Annotated in this window: 18 protein-coding genes and 2 pseudogenes; 10 read left to right on the plus strand and 10 right to left on the minus strand. The window is 56.8% G+C overall.

Annotated features, from left to right (window positions below):
- Positions 1-37: 37 nt before the first annotated feature.
- A pseudogene (locus ACZ5RI_RS10890) lies at positions 38-121 on the plus strand (integrase core domain-containing protein); the annotation flags it as partial.
- A gap of 10 nt (positions 122-131) precedes the next feature.
- On the opposite strand, the gene ACZ5RI_RS10895 reads toward ACZ5RI_RS10890, so the two are convergent.
- A complete protein-coding gene (locus tag ACZ5RI_RS10895; protein WP_464512916.1) occupies positions 132-779 on the minus strand; it encodes a TetR/AcrR family transcriptional regulator in 648 nt (215 codons plus the stop codon).
- A gap of 316 nt (positions 780-1,095) precedes the next feature.
- Between ACZ5RI_RS10895 and ACZ5RI_RS10900 the strand changes: the two genes are divergently transcribed.
- From ACZ5RI_RS10900 to ACZ5RI_RS10925, 6 genes are all read left to right on the plus strand, one after another.
- Positions 1,096-2,496, plus strand: coding sequence for an efflux transporter outer membrane subunit (locus ACZ5RI_RS10900; protein WP_464512920.1), 1,401 nt, complete (start codon positions 1,096-1,098; stop codon positions 2,494-2,496).
- A gap of 11 nt (positions 2,497-2,507) precedes the next feature.
- Positions 2,508-3,542, plus strand: coding sequence for an EmrA/EmrK family multidrug efflux transporter periplasmic adaptor subunit (locus ACZ5RI_RS10905; protein ID WP_464512923.1), 1,035 nt, complete (start codon positions 2,508-2,510; stop codon positions 3,540-3,542).
- A gap of 24 nt (positions 3,543-3,566) precedes the next feature.
- Positions 3,567-5,141, plus strand: coding sequence for a DHA2 family efflux MFS transporter permease subunit (locus tag ACZ5RI_RS10910; RefSeq protein ID WP_464512927.1), 1,575 nt, complete (start codon positions 3,567-3,569; stop codon positions 5,139-5,141).
- Positions 5,142-5,299: 158 nt separating this feature from the next.
- Complete coding sequence (locus tag ACZ5RI_RS10915) at positions 5,300-5,713, plus strand: TetR-like C-terminal domain-containing protein (protein ID WP_464512930.1); 414 nt, start codon at positions 5,300-5,302, stop codon at positions 5,711-5,713.
- A gap of 518 nt (positions 5,714-6,231) precedes the next feature.
- Complete coding sequence (locus tag ACZ5RI_RS10920; protein WP_464512933.1) at positions 6,232-6,495, plus strand: YjhX family toxin; 264 nt, start codon at positions 6,232-6,234, stop codon at positions 6,493-6,495.
- A 1-nt stretch (position 6,496) separates the two neighbouring features.
- Entirely contained in the window at positions 6,497-6,997 is a 501-nt protein-coding gene (locus ACZ5RI_RS10925; protein WP_464512935.1) for a GNAT family N-acetyltransferase, read from the plus strand.
- Positions 6,998-7,089: 92 nt separating this feature from the next.
- On the opposite strand, the gene ACZ5RI_RS10930 is transcribed toward ACZ5RI_RS10925, so the two are convergent.
- On the minus strand, positions 7,090-7,668 hold the full coding sequence (locus tag ACZ5RI_RS10930; protein WP_464512938.1) for a GNAT family N-acetyltransferase: 579 nt from the start codon (positions 7,666-7,668) through the stop codon (positions 7,090-7,092).
- Positions 7,658-7,966 (minus strand): type II toxin-antitoxin system TacA family antitoxin, encoded by a 309-nt coding sequence (locus ACZ5RI_RS10935; RefSeq protein ID WP_464512942.1) that lies wholly within the window; start codon positions 7,964-7,966, stop codon positions 7,658-7,660. Before ACZ5RI_RS10935 ends, ACZ5RI_RS10930 begins: the two co-directional genes overlap by 11 nt.
- 177 nt (positions 7,967-8,143) lie before the next feature.
- Here ACZ5RI_RS10935 and ACZ5RI_RS10940 point away from each other — a divergent pair, with 177 nt between their 5' ends.
- From ACZ5RI_RS10940 to ACZ5RI_RS10950, 3 genes are all read left to right on the plus strand, one after another.
- Complete coding sequence (locus tag ACZ5RI_RS10940) at positions 8,144-8,872, plus strand: tellurite resistance TerB family protein (RefSeq protein ID WP_464512945.1); 729 nt, start codon at positions 8,144-8,146, stop codon at positions 8,870-8,872.
- A 161-nt stretch (positions 8,873-9,033) separates the two neighbouring features.
- Complete coding sequence (locus ACZ5RI_RS10945; protein ID WP_464512949.1) at positions 9,034-9,858, plus strand: hypothetical protein; 825 nt, start codon at positions 9,034-9,036, stop codon at positions 9,856-9,858.
- 306 nt (positions 9,859-10,164) lie between these two features.
- Complete coding sequence (locus tag ACZ5RI_RS10950; RefSeq protein ID WP_464512952.1) at positions 10,165-14,007, plus strand: anti-phage protein Upx; 3,843 nt, start codon at positions 10,165-10,167, stop codon at positions 14,005-14,007.
- Positions 14,008-14,026: 19 nt separating this feature from the next.
- Here ACZ5RI_RS10950 and ACZ5RI_RS10955 read toward each other — a convergent pair.
- The 7 genes and pseudogenes from ACZ5RI_RS10955 to ACZ5RI_RS10985 form a co-directional block, all read right to left on the minus strand.
- Positions 14,027-14,179: pseudogene (locus ACZ5RI_RS10955) on the minus strand (transposase); the annotation flags it as partial.
- 149 nt (positions 14,180-14,328) lie between these two features.
- Positions 14,329-14,991: a DNA-methyltransferase gene (locus tag ACZ5RI_RS10960; RefSeq protein ID WP_464512954.1), complete on the minus strand. Its 663-nt coding sequence runs from the start codon at positions 14,989-14,991 to the stop codon at positions 14,329-14,331.
- Between the two features lie 216 nt (positions 14,992-15,207).
- Positions 15,208-15,705 carry a hypothetical protein gene (locus ACZ5RI_RS10965; protein ID WP_464512956.1) on the minus strand — a complete coding sequence of 166 codons (498 nt, stop codon included), beginning with the start codon at positions 15,703-15,705 and terminating at the stop codon, positions 15,208-15,210.
- Positions 15,706-15,742: 37 nt separating this feature from the next.
- On the minus strand, positions 15,743-17,101 hold the full coding sequence (locus ACZ5RI_RS10970) for a DUF1376 domain-containing protein (protein WP_464512959.1): 1,359 nt from the start codon (positions 17,099-17,101) through the stop codon (positions 15,743-15,745).
- A gap of 946 nt (positions 17,102-18,047) precedes the next feature.
- Positions 18,048-18,269, minus strand: coding sequence for a hypothetical protein (locus ACZ5RI_RS10975; protein WP_464512963.1), 222 nt, complete (start codon positions 18,267-18,269; stop codon positions 18,048-18,050).
- 213 nt (positions 18,270-18,482) lie between these two features.
- Positions 18,483-18,716 carry a hypothetical protein gene (locus ACZ5RI_RS10980; protein WP_464512967.1) on the minus strand — a complete coding sequence of 78 codons (234 nt, stop codon included), beginning with the start codon at positions 18,714-18,716 and terminating at the stop codon, positions 18,483-18,485.
- Entirely contained in the window at positions 18,706-19,260 is a 555-nt protein-coding gene (locus tag ACZ5RI_RS10985) for a phage regulatory CII family protein (RefSeq protein ID WP_464512971.1), read from the minus strand. The genes ACZ5RI_RS10980 and ACZ5RI_RS10985 overlap by 11 nt, the downstream gene beginning before the upstream one ends.
- Positions 19,261-19,328: the final 68 nt, after the last annotated feature.

The raw sequence follows: 19,328 nt of genomic DNA on the forward strand, positions 1-19,328 counted from the left end.
ACTCTAACCTCCGGCGGTCCAAGCTTTGGGGAGAACTCCGAAAAAGCCGACGGATAATGCATTCATTGAAGCATTCGACGGGCAGCTCAGGGCCGAATGTCTGAACCTGCACTGGGTCCTAATGAACCTAGTTATACGATTAAACTTCGGGCTACGGCGGCCAGCTCGTCGTTCCCATAAACTGTCAGAAAGATCGCCGCGGCCCGATCCGCCGCCGTGGTGATTTCTTCCAGGGTAACACTGTCTCTGACACCCCACAGACGATAGTCGTGCAGGCTGCCCTGGCACAAATCGAGCAGTAATTCGGCACCTTTTCGGGGATCAGCTTTACGCAGCAAACCATGGTCCATCGCCATCTGCAGTAGCCCGGCCATGCGGTTCATACCTGGCCCGTAACCGGTTTCATAGACCGCCTGTCCCAGTTCGGGGAAACGAGCCGATTCCGCCACGATCAGTCGGTACAACGCCACCATGTCATCCTGCAACACAACGTCTATAAGGCGACGGCAAAAGAGACGAACACCTTCAAACACGTCCCCGTTAATATCGTTAAAACGGAACAGCAGATCCATCAAACGAATGCTCTCCGCCTCAGAAACGGCGAAAAACAGATCCTTCTTGGACGGAAAGTAATTGTACAGCGTCGCCTTGGAGCCGCCGACCTTGGCCGCGATCTGCGACATGGATGCGGCGGCATAGCCGTCACTCAGAAAAACCTCTCGGGCGATTTTCAGTATCGCAGCCCGCCGTTCATCCTTGCCTGCCCTTATGTCTGACATATCGCTAAACCTTCATGACCGTACCGTACAGTTATCCCTTGACAATCCAAATATCTAGCCCCAAATTCTGTCAACGAGTCCGTACCGTACAGTACAGTACAGTACAGGCGCCACACACTGAGAGATGTTGTGTCCAATGCTCCCCGATCCCCTTAAAATGCCCTATATGAGCGGCCATTCTACCCAAAGCGCAGAACACTGCACTGCCGCACATACCTTTTTAAGGGGACGCAAGGGCGGCGCGCTCCCCCCAACCTGCGCCGCCCTTGCTCTTCTTCTTGCTGGCTGCGCGCCGGACTTAGGCCCCCTGCCGAAAATGGCTGAACCGGCCAGCTTCACCACCACTCAAAGCTTTCAGGCCGCACAAACCGACTGGCCAACGCAAAACTGGTGGAAGACGTATGGCGATGCCCAGCTTGACGGGCTGATCGAAGAAGCCTTGCAGGGTTCGCCAACCTTAAAAATCGCCTCCGCCCGCCTGCGGGCGGCGGTGGCCGAAGCGGGTACCGCCGAGGCTGATCTGTGGCCGACACTGAACGCTTCCGGCAATCTGACGGAAAGCAAAGTCAGCTCCAATCAGATGGGCAAAGACCAGCGCAGTTTTATGCCAAAGGGCTGGCATCACGAGGCCCAGATCGCCGCCGGGCTGCAGTATCAGCTCGACTTCTTCGGCAAAAACCACGCCGCGCTGGCCGCCGCCACCTCCGCCGCCGAAGCGGCCAAGGCCGATGAGGCCGCCGCCCGTCTGCAGATTTCCACTGGGGTGGCCACAGTCTACGCCCAGCTTGTGCAACTATTCGCAGACAAACGTCTGGCCGAAGAAGCCCTGCACCAGCGCGAGGAAAGCGCCACGCTGACAAAAAAGCGCTATGCCAGCAGCCTGGAAAACGATGCTGCGGTGTCGCAGGCCGAGGCACAGGTCTGGGGTGCAAAGGGTAATCTCGACACGGTCAGCCGCCTTATCACGCTGACACAGAACCAGCTGGCAGCGCTGCTAGGTAAAGGTCCTGACCGCGGTCGCAGCATTACCCCCACGGCAGGCAAAACACTGCTCCCCAGCACCGGACTACCGCAGACTTTGCCCTTGTCCCTGATCGGGCGCCGCCCAGACATTGTGGCAGCGAGAAAGCGTGCCGAAGCAGCGGCTTCATCCATCAAGGTGGCCAACGCCAGCTTTTATCCCGAAATCAATCTGGTCGGTCAGTTCGGCGTGCAATCACTTGATGCCAAATATCTGCTCACCGCCGCATCCGAATTCGGTTCTTTTGGCCCTTCGGTTACACTGCCGATCTTCGATTACGGTCGTCTGGATAGCCAATATGGTCAGGCCCGGGCCGATTACGATGCGGCCGCCGCATCATATGATGCGACACTGACTGACGCCTTACGCGACGTCGCCGACGCCTATACCAACCGAAGGAGCGTTGAGACCGAAATCCTCCACGCCCGCGGGGCGCTTAAAGCTGGCGAGGTTGCCTATCGCGTCATCAGAATCCGCTACAATGCGGGTCTTGCGCGCTACATCGAAGTGCTTTCAGCAGAGACGGATCTGATCAATCAGCGCCGCACAGTTTCCGACCTCGAGACTCAGGCATTTTCCTATGACATCGCTCTCATCCGGGCGCTCGGCGGCGGCTACAACGCCAACAGCAATCAGGACGGCAATCCCGTCTCCACCAACAAAGCTGACGGCGCCGCCGTCGCCGACAAACGTTAAAGGAGTTTTCGATGGCATCCGGATTTGATCCGATGGGCTGGCTCAAGGGTATTGATCTTGCCGATCTGCCCGAAAGCGAACGCAGAAAGCAGATGCGCAGTCGCCAGTTTGCCGCTTTCGCAGTGGTACTCGCGCTTATAGCCGGCTGCGCGGTGCTGTGGTGGCTGATGATCGGGGCACGCTTTGTCTCGACCGACAACGCCTATGTGCAGGTATCCTCGGCGCAGGTAACCCCGCTGACCTCGGGCACGGTGCTGGATGTGCCGGTGCACAATGCGCAAAGCATCAGGAAGGGTGATGTGTTGATGACCATCGATCCGGCTGATGCGCAGCTCGGCTACAATCAGGCCGAAGCCGGCTATCAGCTTACCATCCGCAAGGTACAGGGGTATTTCACCGCGCTGGATGCCCGCAAAGCCGATGTCGATCGCGCCCGTCTCGACTATGACCGCCGCGAGAAGATTGCCAAAAGCGGTGCGGTTTCCGGCGATGAAATCGCTGCCGTACGCAACGCCTATGAATCCGCCAAGGCCGGTCTGGCTGCAGCCGAAGCCCTGACCCACGGCACCGACGTGATGAGCCACCCGGAAGTGCTGGCCGCCAAGGCCGCCCGTGACACCGCCAAGCTCAATCTGGACCGCACCGTAGTGCGTAGTCCGGTCGATGGCGTGGTCACCAGCCGTTCGGTGCAGATCGGTCAGCGCGTGCAGGCCGGCACCCCGGTGATGGTGGTGGTGCCGATTGCACAGGTCTATGTCGATGCCAACTTCAAGGAAGACCAGCTGGCCAAGGTGCGCGCCGGTCAGCCGGTAGTACTGACATCAGACCTCTATGGCTCCTCGGTCAAGTTCCACGGCCGTGTTGCAGGTCTGTCGGGCGGTACCGGTTCAGCCTTCTCGGTCATCCCGGCCCAGAACGCCACTGGCAACTGGATCAAGGTCGTCCAGCGCGTCCCGGTGCGTATCGAGCTTGATCCCCGGGAACTTGCCGCACACCCCTTGCGTGTCGGCCTATCCATGGACGCCACCATCGACGTATCGAAGTAATCTTATTGAAAACGGAGTGCACCCTTGAGCAGTGCCACTATCGGTAGCGACGAAGTTTTTTCCCGGATCGACTCCCCGCGTGTCGGTCGCCAGCCAACGGGTATCGAACTTGCCGCCGTGGTGGTGGTACTGTCGCTCGCCAATTTCCTGGCCATTCTCGATACCACTATCGCCAATGTACTAGTCCCGCACATTGCGGGTTCACTCGCGACCTCGCCGTCTAACGGTACCTGGGTCATCACCGGCTATGCCGTGGCCGAGGCGATCATGGTGCCGCTGACCGGGTGGCTGGCCAGTCGCTTCGGGCCAGTACGGGTATTCACCACCTGCATCGTCGGTTTCGGGGTTTTCTCATTGCTGTGTGGCATGGCAACCTCACTCAACATGCTGATTACTTTCCGTGTACTTTTGGGCGTATGCGGCGGACCGCTGATTCCACTGTCGCAAACACTGTTATTGAAAATCGTACCAAATCGACACACCAACATTGCGCTAACGGCGTGGTCGATGGGGTCGATTTTGGCCCCCGTAGCCGGTCCGGTGATCGGCGGCTTAATCGGCGACAACATGTATTGGGGTTGGGCCTTTTATTTTAAAGTGCCACTGGCCTTCGCCATCGCGTTTCTCGCTTGGCGCATCCTCACCCCCCACGAAACCCGGGGGGTAAAAGCGAAAGTGGATTTCGTTGGGCTCGGCCTGCTTGTGTTGTGGGTCGGCGCGCTTCAGGTCATGCTCGGTAACGGACAGGATCTCGACTGGTTTAATTCCAGCTTTATCATCGGTCTTCTGGTCGTCACGCTAATTGGTTTTATCAGCTTCGTTATCTGGGAGATGACTGACAATGGACCGGTGGTCGATTTGCGGATCTTCCGCAACCGCATCTTCGCGGTGTCAATGGTGGTAATCGGCGCCGCTTTCGGTACCATGTTCGGCGGTATCGTGCTGTTGCCGCTATGGCTACAAACTTCCATGGGCTACACGGCGACCTGGGCGGGTTACAATTCGGCGCTGTCGGGGGTCACTATGTTGATCGCCGCCCCCATCGCCACCACATTGATGGCGCGCATTGACACCCGTTGGGTGGTGTTTATCGGCTTACTGTTGAGCGCCGCCTCAAATTTCATGCGCATTGGTTACACCGACCAGATTACCTTCTGGCAACTGATGTGGCCGCAACTGGTATTCGGCGCAGGTATGGTGATGACCGTAGTGCCGCTAATCGAGATGTCTACCTCTTCACTCGACGACAAGGACATTGCCAACGGTTCCGGCCAATTCAATTTTATTCGTACGCTGGCCAGCGCCATATCGACCGCAGCGGTTACCGCCGTGTGGTACAATCAGATAAAATCGAGCAAAGATCAGTTAGTCGGTGCATTGCATGACCCATCGGCGGTGCTGCATGCCGCCGAAAGTGCAGGCCTGCAACCGGAAATGGCTCGCAACCTGCTTGACCAGATGGTGCAAGGACAAAGCATCATGCAGGCAACCAATACCACATTCCTGATACTCGGCCTTATCACACTGGCCGCGGCAGGAATTGTATGGATCGCGCCCAGGCCGCCGAAGCGGATGGGCACCATTGTGAGAGGGCACTGACATGGATATAGTTACCGCAGCATACACCGATAAGACTGCATCTCGCCCTACCTATCACCACGGCGACCTCAGGAATGCCCTTTTAAGCACCGCGCGTATTATGCTTGAACGCCAAAAAAGTGCGTGTCTCAGCTTTCGTGCCGTGGCGCGAGAGGCGAATGTCAGCCATGCTGGCCGAAGTGGCGCGCGAGGGGTTCCTCGAGCTGCGCGATGCCTTATCGGCCGTGCCGAACCACACCGAGCTAGACAAACGGTTTTCCGCGCTGTGCCGGATATATCTTAGATATGTCGCCGATCATCCGGCGCTGGCCCGGCTGATGTTTGAATCGCAGATTCTGGCGCGAGCGAAATATCCCACTCTGCGCACCGCCGCCCGTGCCATAGGCGAGGAAATCGGTATCGTACTGGGCGATACCACCATTGGTATTTCGGTGTGGGCAGCCCTGCACGGTATTGCCATGCTGATGCTAGAGAATGTCACCGATCTGGGACACGCCCCTGCAGATATCGACGCACAGATCGCATATGCCGAAGCTATGCTGCAGCATCTTGCACAGCGACAGGAACGATAACCGCAAGGCACATCAGGCTGCAACAAACTGCAACGCGGATTTAGCCCCACCGGGACACCTAAACAGGCCCGGATCACCTGATTTCTCCCCCTGCCCGGAAGGGTGTTGCGGGTGCAACAAAAGTGACACGAAAAGCGCGCGGGCGAGGCGGGGGGAAAAGCGCGCAGAACGGGGTGCCCCCCCTGCCCGACTAGCCAAGCCCCTTCAAAGACGCCATGAACGGCCCAGACAGCCCGCCACACCCTCGGCAGCGACCACCCACCTCTCACCAGTGACCAGAAATTACACGCGCCCAGGTTTCACCTCCAGGGCTTGTCGCGCCAGCGGTTGTCCAGAGCACGTGTTGGCTGTATGGGTATGGCACGCAGGCGGCGCTGTCCGCCCGCGTGAACCTTGAGGACTGGATGTTAGAGCTTGTGTGATACGGCTCTCTGAATTTCAGAGAGCCTCGTGAATTGAAAAGCCACTGCGGGCGATACGCCCACGGTATTGTTTTCACGTCTGTCACACGAGACATCATGAACATCTCACGAAACGAGCAACGTGCGCTGCACGTTCTGGCCCTTGGTAGCCTGATCCTGCATGAGCGGGGCAATGGCCCCAAAATCATCGCCGTCACCTGCGTCACGCGCGAGGGAATGATCCTTACTGACTGCGACCTGGCAGTCTTCAACCGGTTGCGGCGCAAGGGGTTGATCGAATCCCGGTTCGGTAGCCCGTACCGGATCTCGAAACGCGGCCGGCTTTCCGTCCGCGCGCAACTTGATAATCAGGGGGCATGACATGCTGATCCGCAATGAAACCATAAGCGATATCCCGGCGATCAGCCAGCTTATCACGGAGGCCATGCTGTACTTGCCGCAATCCACCGGCACTGAGGCGGGCATCGTTGAGCGCCTGAGGGTGGAGGGCGCCCTCACCCTCTCACTGGTGGCCGAGGATGTAGGCGTAATGACAGGCTATCTGGCCGCCTCGGCGGCACGGATTGGAACGCAGGATGGCTGGGGTCTGGTCGGTCCGCTGGTTGTTTTGCCGTCACGGCATTGCCAGGGTATCGGCACCGCCCTGATGACCGAAGCACTCCGCCGATTGCAGGCAACCTGCCGGGGCGCGGCGCTGGTGGGCAACCCCGCCTATTATGGCCGGCTGGGCTTTCGGGCGTTCCCCGGCCTCGGCGTAACCGGTTGCCCGCCAGAGGTGGTTCTGGCCCTGCCGTTCGATGGCTGTGAACCGCGCGGCGAACTCATTCACCACCCCGCATTCGGTCTGAGCCAACAGGCATAACAACACGGCCGGATTGCCTATCCGAACACGTATTAAACTGCAAAGCGCGGGCACCACCTGCCCGCGCACCGCCCGCAACGATACGGATACCGTCACGCAGGATCCGGCGCAGGGTCTAGCCCGGCATAGGTCTGGCGGATAGTTGCAACTGGCAGGAACATTTTCAGCGGAGCATCCGGAAACGACCGAAAGCCATGGCGGGCATACCATGCTACCCGCCCCTCAGCTGCACCATCGTCATTGATGACATCAAGAACCATGGCGTAAGCCCCGGCGACCTCCGCAACCTTCAGGGCCTTCTGTTTGGCGTGATCGAGCAGAATACTGCCCAACCCGGCCCCCTGACTGCGTCTATCAATGGCAATCATCGACAGATAGACCGCCGGCAGCATGTTGTGTGGTGGCGTGGCATGCGGCTTTAATGCGCCAAGCGTATCCGCGCAAAGGCTGTAAACGTTGATCGCATGATAGCCAAGCACGCGGTTTTCACCGGGGTGAACGGCCACATAGACCCGGACCAGATCACCCTTCTGCTGCTTTCTGGCGGTACGCAAAATGAAGTTATTCAGCCGGGACACACCACAATTGAATGCGCTGCGATCATGTGCGGCGGGATCAAAGATGCGGATCTCAATCGGACTTTGATCTTCACCAATACCCTCAGTCGGCATGAACGACCCGCTCACGATAGCGGCGGGCGGCACGAAGCGCAGCGGGCGTAGGCGACGGTGGGGCATCAAGCGCAGCAGCAAAGACCGCCACGTCGACGGGTGACATGTCATAGCGGGTCTGGGCGGCCAGAACGTCCTCCGCCTCCCGCGCAATCGAGCGGCGCACAAAAGCGGAAACCTCGACCCCGAGGACGGCTGCAGCGGATTCGACACGCGCCTTCAACGCGCCCGGCAAACGGGTCCGCAGCATATCATCATTCTGCGCCCGGTCTTCAGGCGCAGGGGGGAGGTTCAACATGGCACACTCCGCTAACAGAATCCCAATATAGGACGTATTAATGTAGCAACATTGTAGCTACAAATCAAGATGCAACCATAAGAGCCACAAAGTAACAGACATCACAACCCTGAGACGGTAACCTTATACGGGAGAATTTCATAAAATCAGATTCTGCTTTGTATCTTGGGGGTTAGCATGAGTGAGATTGACCGCATTTCGGATTTACTGCGCAGGCAGGTTGGTAAAAAACGCCCGCCGAAGTGCTGGAGCGACTTCATCGCCACTCTGCCGGAAGACGATGATGCTGATCCTGCGGCAGAGCGGATTGAGTTCGACGTCATCGGAAACCATTTCATCATCCGTTATGTCGATCGGCAGGAGCAGGAAAGCCGGCGCCGCATTCAGGTGCGCGGGCTGGGCTATACCGGCGAAGAGCTATCCCTTACCGCCTACTGCTTTGAGCGCCAGGCAATACGGGTATTCCAGGCCAGGCGCATCGCCGAAGCGACCAACGCCGAAACCGGCGAAGAATTTGACCACCCCTTTGAATATTTTTCGGCCCTGTCAGCCAAGAGCCCAACGGCCGAGGCGCTGGAGCGCTCCACCCCAGGCATTCAGATACTGGCCGCCCTGGCAATTTGTGACAGCCATCTACACGACGAAGAAGTTCAGGTGATCATGCGCTATGTCGATGAACATGCCACATCCGGCAACATTGATTGGTCTGTGGTCGAAGCTTATATCCGCGCGATCTGGCCGGACCTGAACGCCTTTGATCATGCCGTCAAACGCCTGAAGTTTCAGGGGCACGACGAAATCCGCCACGTTGTCAAAACGGCCAAGAAACTAATCCTTGCCGATGGCATCCTCCGTCAGGAAGAGATCGAGCTGATGACCGCGCTACAGGAAGCATATCCGGGATAACCTATAAGCCACCAACGATCTTGCGGAACTCACGAACGTACACATGGTTAGGGTACAGGTACTTTCTGCGGAACTTCCACTATGTGCCAATTTCAGACGTTCGTCGTGTGGGGATACGGTGGCTTGAAGCAAATTACGTTGGGCGAAGGATCGAATTAGCGATGGCTCGAAAGGCGATTTCGAAAGAAACAGTGCGAGTTCTTTTCTCAAAGACCGGAAATCAGTGTGCGTTTCCCGGCTGTACGCACCCTTTGGTCGACGATGACAACGATTTTGTTGCACAAATTTGCCATATCGAAGCAGCCAACGCGGGTGGGGAGCGGTTCAACCCGAACATGTCGGACGACGAGCGTTACGGTCCTTCAAACTTATTGGTTCTTTGTCACCGACATCACGTTAAGACGAATGATGTGAATGTGTTTACCGTAGAAGTCCTCAAAAAAATGAAAGCGGAACACGAGGCAAAATGGGCGGAAAGAGCATTCCAAACTCCTGACGAAGTCATAGAGCGAATTGTCGAGGAGGAACTCATCTATATACGCAATTTGGAGGTGACGAACGCACTCTGGTGCTCTTCGTTCGACTTGGCCATGGTGTTCAAGTTCGATAGGGGACCGCTTGAGTGTCTTGAGGATATTTCAAACGGCGTCCAATGGTTCAGCAACTTACTCTCAGATCTATCGGAATTCAGCCAAAATCTTCCTGGTACTGTTAGGCAAATGCTCGTCAAACTCGGTTACGATCCAGAGAAGTTCGATTCGATTACGTATTACGAAAGTCCAATTCACAACGCATATTGGGAAGCCCTCAATCTCGGGGTGCCAAATTTCTCAAGCCGGATTGCGTTCAGCATTCAGATGTTGGAGGTAATTCTATTATTCCGCCTACTGAGGGAAACTCCAACGAACCAAGAGATAGCCGACCGGCTCACCACCGCAAAGGCCAAGCTCAAATACCTTTCAGGCCACTTAGGTTACGTCGACTAGTGCTGGTTCGGTGTGGACAATTGCTAGGGCGATAAACGTCTGGAATTGGCGCGATTGAGACCTTCGATTAGGAAAGTCCGGTGAACCGGTAGAGTGTGCCCCGAAGCAGGGCTTAACCAGCCTAAATATGCTTCCGCTTAGCGCTAAAAGCGGACATGGTTTCTGGTGCGTCCATGCCTTGGATTACCAGCGATTCCGGCCCAATCCTGAGATTGGCCTTGGCTAGGGACGCTACAGAGCAACCTTGGCGTGGCATACCCCAAACATCATGTAACGCTGAAGCTAAAACGTAGTAAGAGTGTCATTGTGACAAACAGCAGCGATAGTTTCACTATGGGTAATGAACAAGAGACGGAATTTACGCGCAAAGAGGCATTCGCCAAGATGCAAGAGCTATTTGGGGAACAGCAAAAGTGGTCGTCTCTTGCTGTGAGCCTTGATGACGTCGCCAAAGAAAATAAAGCACTTGTTCGGGACCTAAGCGGCTATGACCCAATAATTGCTGTCCCGCTTATTGCGAGCCTCCTGACCATACCAAAGTATCAATCAAACTGTCTTAGGCTTGAACTTCTCGCTATTTTGGCTTGGAGATACTGCCAAGGTAAAAAGAAGGCCCACATTGGTCAAGCTGTGCGTTGGTTTTATGCGATTGGAAAGTCCAAAGCAGCCTTCGGGGAGGACCCGGCAGAAGACGTCTTTGCGTCGCTAGTTATTGGCAATACTACAGACTACCGCATTCTTGAAGGGCTCTGGGAATCCGCCGGGTTTTACACCCAGATAGTATACGATATTGTGCAAACGATGCCGAACACAGGTCACTGGGCAAGCATAAAGAAGTGTGTCGATGCAATCCTGACCATTTCTGAAATTGTATGTGAAAATTCAGGTATTGCGCGCTATCAAACAGGGGATGACAAGCCGCAAAAGGCCTTGTCCAGGCGTTACCTTCCAGGACGAAGTGCCTTAGTTAAAACTGTGCGTGTGCCCTTCGAAGCTCTGGATGCGCGGAGCGTTAAGCCCGACGATATCGCCCCATTTCTATTCGATCCGAAATGGAAAGAAGAAATAGGTCAGCAACAAGCATCTCAGACGACTTTGCACATAAGACCTCTTGCCATTCTTGATAGCGAAGCTGTGACTGTCGTTCTTCCGACCAGTCTATCGATTGCTATGCGAGAGTACGTGATCAGAGAAATTTTTAGAAACGGCCTAGAAGACGCCTTCGACAAAATGTTGGCCAATAGGTTTTCCGCATTGCTGTACGACACACCATTGTTCGGGGGGCCAACAAGAGCTCCCGTGTGCTGGCGCAAAGTCAATCAGCACCAAGTCTCCGCATTCGGTTTTCAGTTCGATGAGGGCCACTTCATATCCCTCCACTTCTTTTTGCCAAGCATTCGAACGCATGTAGATGGAGGTTTTACGGGCGTCTTCAAGGATGACGGAAGCGTAACTAAAGCCCTTCAAGAAGACATGCTGAAGTCAATGGACTGCTTCGAGAAAAAAGAAGGCTTCCAAGCAGGCATGACGCTACTAGTTGGCGGAGGCTGGGGCATGGGCTATGAGACGCGCCACTTCGATGTAGAACGAGAAAACTGGCATTTTGAATCCATCTCGATTGCGGATCTCGCTTGCGTCAGTTGGATGTCAGATATGAAGCCTGAATATTTCTGGCGTATTCAGGATGGTTTGCTGGCGGTAGAGAGACGAGGCGTCAACATCGTCAATCTTAACGGTGTTCTCAATCTGATAGGATGGGTACGACGCAACAATGGGCATTTCGTCCCACATGCACAATTGCCGCCGGAGCCCATCACGACAGATCGGCCTTTGATGCTCACCCCACCGCTAAACATGCTTAGAGATGTCAGAGCAGAAGCATATAGCGAATACGACAAGCATGGTGCCAGCGATGAGGCTGGCAGGCGCCATGTAGTGCTGAGACCTTTTCCAGTCTCATTTTTTGAGAGCGAAGGGGCAAGAAAGCTGTATACCTCTATGAAGGATGTGCAAGATGGCAAGCTTACATCTTACTTTGAAGGTAATGCGCATCTTTGGCTGAGTGTAAGCACTCCCAACTCTTCCGATAAAAACATCGAATACGGACTTTGGAAGATGGCCAGTGAATGGTTGCACCGGATCGGATCAGTCATTGACCGAGAGCTTGAAGAAAAAATCACATCTACGCCTTTGCGAATTAATCTTGTGTTTCTGGATTCTGAGATCCCTGAATGCGACAAGGCCAAACCAAAACGTACTGAATTAGAGGCGTTGTGCCGTGTCGAGATGCTTCATGAAAAGCATTGCGCGACCGCAACCTTCAAACAGGGCTTCATTGACGGGTTCCGAGTAGCCGAGAACATTGCTGAACGTGTCGTTGCAAGAGTGATGCTGACTGGGTTTCTTGAGATGATAATGGGGACAATTCCTGAGGGGATGCTCGATGACTTAGAGAACGCCGTGGTCCCGAATGATGATGCAAGAAGTTTCCATTTCTTCCAGTCGCAAGGATTCATGGATTACGTCCGTCAACTTTTGCCGGAAAAATTGGTCTCGGTAGATGAAATTGATGATGGCATTGCTAGGCTTGGCCTGGCTTGGCGAGTAAGAAATCCCGCAGATGGCGCGAAGGTTGAAGGTCAGAAGGCGTGCACCTTATTTCTAAACAAGGTGGTCGACTTCTTGATAGACGACATAAAGAGTGAACTAGAAACACTTCCAAGGCGGAAGTTCATGAACATTCTCGTTAGGAATATCGAAAAGGCAAACACAGAGGAAGACCACTGGAGAAGAACATCCGCAGCTATCTTAGGCCTTCACGGCAGAAGCGCAGAAACACTTCGGGAGTATGCTCACCGATCCTCAACATATGCAGCCGCAGAAATTGCAAGTAAAGTTCTTACGGAGATGGGTGTCTGCATGTGCCCAATTGAAGGCACAACGCGCCCGACCGAACTGTCGTTAACTCGACTCATATCAAAAGCGCTCCTGGTCGTGCACCTAGGAGGACTGTCAGATGCCATCAGATTTAACGCGCTTCAACCAGAGTTAACCATTTCAGGGCTTGGGGATATCCTTTTCAAAAATGACTTTGGTGAATTGGTTGTCGAACCGCTATTAGAACGTGTCTTGGGAGACCGTTTTGTTCAGATCGCGCCAAAACAAAAGCAAAACTATGAGGAACCGAAGGTCGTTCCAGAAGCGAAAGATGTAATCAATCAGCAATTTTTGGACCTTTGGGCGGCAGAGATGGGATTTGATCTTGATCAAGCGCGCCATATCATTGAAAGCCTTGAGGACATCGCGGTTAAAAAACAAACTCCGACCCTAGAACTAAGGAGATCAGAGTTCATCCAAGCTACCGTTGGCGACACAGTGGATCAGAACGCTACCGAGGCCTTTCTGAAACAGTTTTGCCTTGCATCGCGACCAAGGTGGGATCGAGTACCCAAAGGTTTCGACATCAAGGATATCTATCCGTGGAGATTTGGACGCAGGCTATCCTTTGTAGTACGGCCAATTGTTCAACTTGATGACGCGGACGATCCCCTTCTATTGATGCCGCCCTACTCATTGCGGAAGGGCTTTGCTTATCTCTTTTCTGGAGCCTACTCGGGCAGTTTCGACCAGACTTTTTTCCAAACACCAGAGATGCGAAATGACTGGTGGGGTGCCGCCAATGAAGGTCACCAGTTCGAGGCGTCCGTAGTAGAGCAGTTTACCGAAAACGGGTGGCAGGTAGAAGGCAACGTACCATTAACAAAAATCCTGAATAGAAAGCTCGATATCGACTATGGTGACGTGGACGTTCTAGCTTGGCGTGAAGATCGAAACAACGTACTGATCGTGGAATGCAAGTCCCTCCAATCCGCTCGGAATTATTCCGAAATTGCTGAGATGCTCTCGGAGTACCAAGGCCAAACAACAACCCACGGGAAGCGCGATAAACTGAAACGCCATCTGGATCGTGTAAACTTGCTTTTGCAAAACCAAACCGAGCTTGCGCGCTACATCAAGAAGGATGACGTCGAAATTGTTTCATGCTTGTGCTGCAACGGAACTGTGCCGATGCAGTACTCCAAGATCAAAGCTTTAGAAATGACTTGGGTCGGCTCAGTCGAAGAGTTGATCAAAAACGGCAACAGTTGACCAATGTTAGGGTCTGGTCTCATAACCAGAAGCAGACGGTAGTCACGAGCTGAACGGCAGCGAGGAAGTTTCTGGCCAGCTTGCAGTATCTGGTGGCAATGCGGCGAAAGTCCTTAGGCCTGCAAAACGTACGTTCTATGGCGTTTCTGTCGCGATAGAGCAGCGGAGAGAAGCGGGGCTCTCATCGCCGGCCCGCTTTGGCGGAATGTTCCGAAAATGCTTTATGTGGACACGGCCTTCCGCAAAGGACCACAAGCAGCCGCACAAAAGCCCGGCCATTTCTGACCGGGCTTTGTGTTTGTGGAGGCGAGGATCTGACAGTTACCGCTGCATCTCGCAGGTGATGCGGCGGACGGCATTGGCGAACCAGCGTTCCTCAATCTCAATGCCGATGAACATACGGCCGGCACGTAGCGCGGCCACGCCGGTGGTGCCACTGCCCATGTAGGGATCAAGGATCACCTGCCCCGGCTTGCTGGCATACTCGATCAGCTGACGCATGACCTCGACCGGCTTCTGGGTCGGATGACAGTGCGGATCCTTGCTTTCCGGCCCACGCAGTGAGCCACTCCACAGATAGCGGATCATGCGGGCCGGCTTTGCCAGGGATGACCAGGCGAGCTCACAGTCGCTGAAGTTCATCGGCCGCATACCAGGGCGCTTATCCCAGACCAGCCAGCCCCGGCTGTCCGGTAATTTACTGGCAAAGTTATTCGCACCGAACAGAACGGTGGGCACTTTTGCCTCCAGCATATGCTGCGGATCGAAAGGCTTGTCGTCGCCGACGATGCCCTTCACATCCCGCCACAGACTGCTGTTGGTACTGGCTGGCTTGTAATTGATTCCATAGGGCGGATCCGAAACGATCACATCGAAGCGGCCCTGCAGTCCCTTCATCACCTTCTGCGTATCACCCAAAATCAGCAGAGTATCGCCGATTTTCTTCACCCGGCGTGCGCCGGCAATGGTTACTCTTGCACTCATACAGCCTCTTGCGTACCCCTGCGCCGCCCGTGCGCGGGTGGCGGGCCGGCATCACCGACCGGGGGTGTTTTCGGGGCGAGGTCGCACTCGCCGGGTTCGGGCGTTACAGCGCCCAATCCCCCGCCATTGACGCATGGCGGGCAGCGTTTCAGGTGGTGACGGGCTTTGGTGTTGCTTCCTCCTGCCCTGTCAGATCCGGCATTGGTCCTGGCTCACTCACGTGCTGGCGGGTGCTGCCCGCTGTACGGCGAGCGCAGCATAGGCGGCACGGAAGTCGCGTGGCGGGCTGCTGCGCTGGCCCTGACGGTCCGGAGCCGGAACAGGTGGCAGAGCCGGGCTCTGCAGCTGTGTCGCGGGTGCCTGTGGCCCGTTGAGCGACAGCTTAGCCCGACGCAGACGGCAGGTGTCCGTCTCCCGCAGCCGGTCGCAGATCGCCAGCAGCTCCGCGATGGTCGGAAAGAACTTCGCCGTGCGCCGGTGCTCAGACACCGCCTCGGACAGATGGCTGACCGAAAAGCCCTTCAGATCAAACTCCGCCTGCAGGAAGAACTGATCCCAGCTGTCCGCACCGGCCCGCGTGCCACGCTGCACCGGCATGTGGCTTAAAACCCGCAGCAGCGCCGTGCAGACACCCCGTGGCGCCGGGGTAAGCCGGGCTTCCAGATTGCCTACCACGGCCGTCAGATCCGCCCGCTCGGCCTCCGTCGGCGGCACAAATACCCGCCGTGAGGTGTTGGTCGCCCGGTCATGCTCATACCGGAAACTCGACCTCCCCTCCGCCGTACATCCGGGCAATGAGGCGACGTGCGGCGATATCCGCCGGATGTTGGTTTGCGGATCCGTCAGGGGTACCACGGTTGTCATATTTGCCCTCCATCAGTTGCGTGAATGCGCCTTGCTGCAGAAAAAAATCGAGATCGGGTGTCCAGCTGGCGTGCGCCTTGTCACGGCCGGTATCGCCCCGCAGGAAGGGCGAGGCCCGGGCCCGGTCCATCGCCTGCTGCCAGCCCGACAGGCCACCGGCATCGCGCAATCTGGCCTTCAGCATGACCCGGCGCCGGGGTGTCATGAGCTGCGCCACCGGCCAGCCCACCGCGGTGGCAACAGCGTTGTAGGCATTCACAGCCTCGTCCAGATCGCTGACAGGCGTGATCGAAGCCTGGGCTCTGTCCGGGACCATGGCTTTGGCCTGGACCAGGGCTGCATCTGGCTGTGACGGAACCTGGCTGGCTCCTGGCGGTGTTGTTGGTGACGGGTATGGTTCGGGCTCTGATGCGGGAAAATGCTCAGAAAAATCTCCGGGGGATAGTGCGGGTGCGACGTCCGCCTGTGGCGGCGCGCACACATCCGAACGAAGTGAGGATGTATCTTCTATAAATTCATCTTCAACTTCATCTTTACCTTCACCTTCATCTTGTAACTTCATCTTAAAGGGCATTTTGCCTGTGACATCCTGTGACGTCACAGTGACATCGGGGTTTGTCACCGTGACATCCGCCTTTGTCACCGTGACATCGGGCATTGTCACCGTGACAGGCCCCTGCCCGCCAGATCCCGGGCCAACTTCATCGCGTAAGCTCCGGGCCAGATAGGGCTCGATATCCGTCAGATAGGGAACAACGGCCGGATCCTCCTGCGACAGCCAGCCGACGAAGCTTAAGGGCGGAGGCGCAGGCTTCTTTTCTGTCTCGGCACGGTGGCGGGCCTGCCGGTTGCGGGACTCTTCCCGGCCGAACTTGTAGCCGATACGCCGGGCCAGAGCCTCCAGCGCCTTCTCGGCTACAGTGGGATGGTAGAGCCGCCCGTCTGCGCACAGCACCCAGCCATGCAGGACTTCCGCCCGGACATCCTCCCAGTCACGCGGATGGCAGCCTGCGGCATCGGCCAGCACATCATCGTCATTCTCGATCGAAGCGGCCGGGCGCTCATGGAAGGCCCGCATCCAGAGGTTCAGCATGTAGAAGCCGAGTTCGGGGCGGCGCTTGGCCTTCAGCCAGGCTTTCGACTTACGCAAGCGTTCGATATCCAGCATCATGCCCGGCAGATCGGACAGATCGAGGCTGGCCGGCACCAGGGGCCGGGGTAGCGCATCATTCATAGGATCTGGCATAGGATCTGGCCTTTTGTCATACCGCAGACGGTGCCGGCTGCCAGCCGGGCGGACGCCAGCCGGGACGCCGGCGCAGATACCAGCACATCCTCAGACATGGGTACCTGCCGGCACGCTGTCCCGGCAGGACGGAGGCAATGCGGGGTACTGGCATCATCGGACAAATGTCCGGGAGGAACGGATTGTATACGTGACATGGGTCACAGCCTTTCCGGCAGCCGACAGTCAGAGGCTGTCACTGGATCAGGGGAAGAAACACAAACGGCAAAAGGTTCCGGGGCAACTGGCACCTGCGGTGCGGGACCAGCCGGAGCCCTCGGTACAGGCCACGGCACAGGAGGCGACCGGGACGGATGCCATGGCCTATCCGGCCATCTGTGCGACAGCGCCTGCGGCGCGCGCAGATCCGAACGCAGGGAGGATGTGGCTACCCCGCCTGCAGCATCCGTCAGCGGAGGCATTCCCCCACTGGTGGGTAAGGGGTTCTCCACCGGTTCCCCACCAGTTCGGTACGGGCTCACCACCGGGACGGAACGCACCATGCCTGAACCGGTGATACTTCCGTACCAGACCGGAAACAGACCGTGGCAGGTCATCATCTCCGGTCGCGGACACTTGCGGTAATCCCGGATGACAGCAAACACCCTGGCAGAATGTCCGTGTAACAACAGATGATCCGCGCGTGACACGGGGTGATTTGCGTGTGACAGAGCCGGTTTTACCTGTGACACTGGCACAAACGCCTGAGACACAGCCCGGTTTTGCTGTGACATGCCGGAATGTTCGTGTGACATCGGCAGGCATTGCTGTGACACAGACCTTTGCGGGTGTGACACTGGCCCTTTGAGCTGTGATAGCTGCGGCCCCAGCCCAGGCGACAACGCCGCGGAGGCAGATGCGTCACCAGATGCGCCAGCAGGTATGCCGGCGGACGCTGCGGAGCCTGTCAGATCAGCTGATTGGCCGCTTCCAGCGCCTGCGCCAGCAGGTCCTCTACCGCCCACAGGGTGTTCTCCATATCCCGTGGCGGTAACAGATAGCGATGGGCGGTGTCGTCGTAAGTCGACCGGATGGCCGAGACCGTGCCTGAGATCTGCGACAGACGCGCCATCAGCTGGTCGATCGGCTGCACAGCAATGGGCTGTGGTGCCGGAACAGATGCGGACATGGGCTTCTCCGGTAAATTCGCTAAAACAGGGCACCGGCGGGTTACAGGCGCTGCAGATATCCCGGCGCATGGTGCATCACCCGGCTTTCTGCGCAGCGGCACGCGGAATATGCCGCCAAGCCTCGCCCCAGATACAGCTGAGCCTCTGGCTGCGACACAGCGTGCCAGCGCCACAGGACCAAACCGGATATGAACGGATCCCCTCATCAGACATTACGCCCTGCCCGGCGCCACAAGGCGCCTCAGCATCAGGTCAGGCAGTGGGCTGCAAAGATTACGAGGTACCCGCAACGCCAGCACAAGGCGCAGATGCCGCTGACGGGCCAGTTCGCGGGCCGTTGTCCATGCAGGGGCCCACGCCGGGCCGGACGGGAGACCAGTCACTGGCACAAAGCCATGCATCAGGCCGCGGCGCATCGGTGCCGGGGTGCGGAGCTTATCTGCCATGACGGCCTCCTGCGGTGATGGTGCCACCCTGCGCCCGCAGGCGGTTGCGCAAAGAGGTAACATCCCGGTGCAGATCATCGACCACCGGCAGTAAGGCGGTCTGCTCGGCCTCATCAATCCGGCCATCTTCCAGTGCCGCCATCAGCAGCTCAACCAGATGCGTCACATCCCGGTTGGCAATAACCGTGTATTCGCTGATCGACTTATCCGCAGCACCCGCAGCCGGCACAAACGAACCGCCCGCCAGTGTGGCCAGATCCTCGGCAAAGGCTGTCACACGCTGGTACTGCGTCATCCGACGCGCCTGATCCAGGGACAGGTCACTGCGCTCGACCAGCGGATCGGTATAGCCATAGACCACCGATAAGGATCGCTGCAGGAAGTCTGCCACGGCCTTGGCACCACCGCCCTGCCCGACCGCCGCGGCAACCACCGTCTTGGTGTCGCCATACACACGCGGCTTCATCGGCTCAAACGCCATAACCGAACCGGATGGTTCCGGCTGAAACCGCCGCGAAGGGCGGCTAGCTTTACTTCCGGACATCACAAGGGCCTCCATACGATAAGCTAAAACAACAAAAGGATGCCTCCGGCGGTACGGCGTGCGGGCCA

Source organism: Micropepsis pineolensis (genome assembly GCF_055392125.1).

Excerpts from the sequence above, each read along its gene's own strand:
- ACZ5RI_RS10940 (WP_464512945.1), top strand. The coding sequence starts at position 8,144 with ATGAGTGAGATTGACCGCATTTCGGATTTACTGCGCAGGCAGGTTGGT.
- ACZ5RI_RS10935 (WP_464512942.1), bottom strand. The coding sequence starts at position 7,966 with ATGTTGAACCTCCCCCCTGCGCCTGAAGACCGGGCGCAGAATGATGAT.
- ACZ5RI_RS10895 (WP_464512916.1), bottom strand. The coding sequence starts at position 779 with ATGTCAGACATAAGGGCAGGCAAGGATGAACGGCGGGCTGCGATACTG.
- ACZ5RI_RS10975 (WP_464512963.1), bottom strand. The coding sequence starts at position 18,269 with ATGTCCGCATCTGTTCCGGCACCACAGCCCATTGCTGTGCAGCCGATC.
- ACZ5RI_RS10925 (WP_464512935.1), top strand. The coding sequence starts at position 6,497 with ATGCTGATCCGCAATGAAACCATAAGCGATATCCCGGCGATCAGCCAG.
- ACZ5RI_RS10920 (WP_464512933.1), top strand. The coding sequence starts at position 6,232 with ATGAACATCTCACGAAACGAGCAACGTGCGCTGCACGTTCTGGCCCTT.
- ACZ5RI_RS10980 (WP_464512967.1), bottom strand. The coding sequence starts at position 18,716 with ATGGCAGATAAGCTCCGCACCCCGGCACCGATGCGCCGCGGCCTGATG.
- ACZ5RI_RS10930 (WP_464512938.1), bottom strand. The coding sequence starts at position 7,668 with ATGCCGACTGAGGGTATTGGTGAAGATCAAAGTCCGATTGAGATCCGC.
- ACZ5RI_RS10970 (WP_464512959.1), bottom strand. The coding sequence starts at position 17,101 with ATGCCAGATCCTATGAATGATGCGCTACCCCGGCCCCTGGTGCCGGCC.
- ACZ5RI_RS10900 (WP_464512920.1), top strand. The coding sequence starts at position 1,096 with ATGGCTGAACCGGCCAGCTTCACCACCACTCAAAGCTTTCAGGCCGCA.
- ACZ5RI_RS10915 (WP_464512930.1), top strand. The coding sequence starts at position 5,300 with ATGTCAGCCATGCTGGCCGAAGTGGCGCGCGAGGGGTTCCTCGAGCTG.
- ACZ5RI_RS10985 (WP_464512971.1), bottom strand. The coding sequence starts at position 19,260 with ATGTCCGGAAGTAAAGCTAGCCGCCCTTCGCGGCGGTTTCAGCCGGAA.
- ACZ5RI_RS10960 (WP_464512954.1), bottom strand. The coding sequence starts at position 14,991 with ATGAGTGCAAGAGTAACCATTGCCGGCGCACGCCGGGTGAAGAAAATC.
- ACZ5RI_RS10905 (WP_464512923.1), top strand. The coding sequence starts at position 2,508 with ATGGCATCCGGATTTGATCCGATGGGCTGGCTCAAGGGTATTGATCTT.
- ACZ5RI_RS10945 (WP_464512949.1), top strand. The coding sequence starts at position 9,034 with ATGGCTCGAAAGGCGATTTCGAAAGAAACAGTGCGAGTTCTTTTCTCA.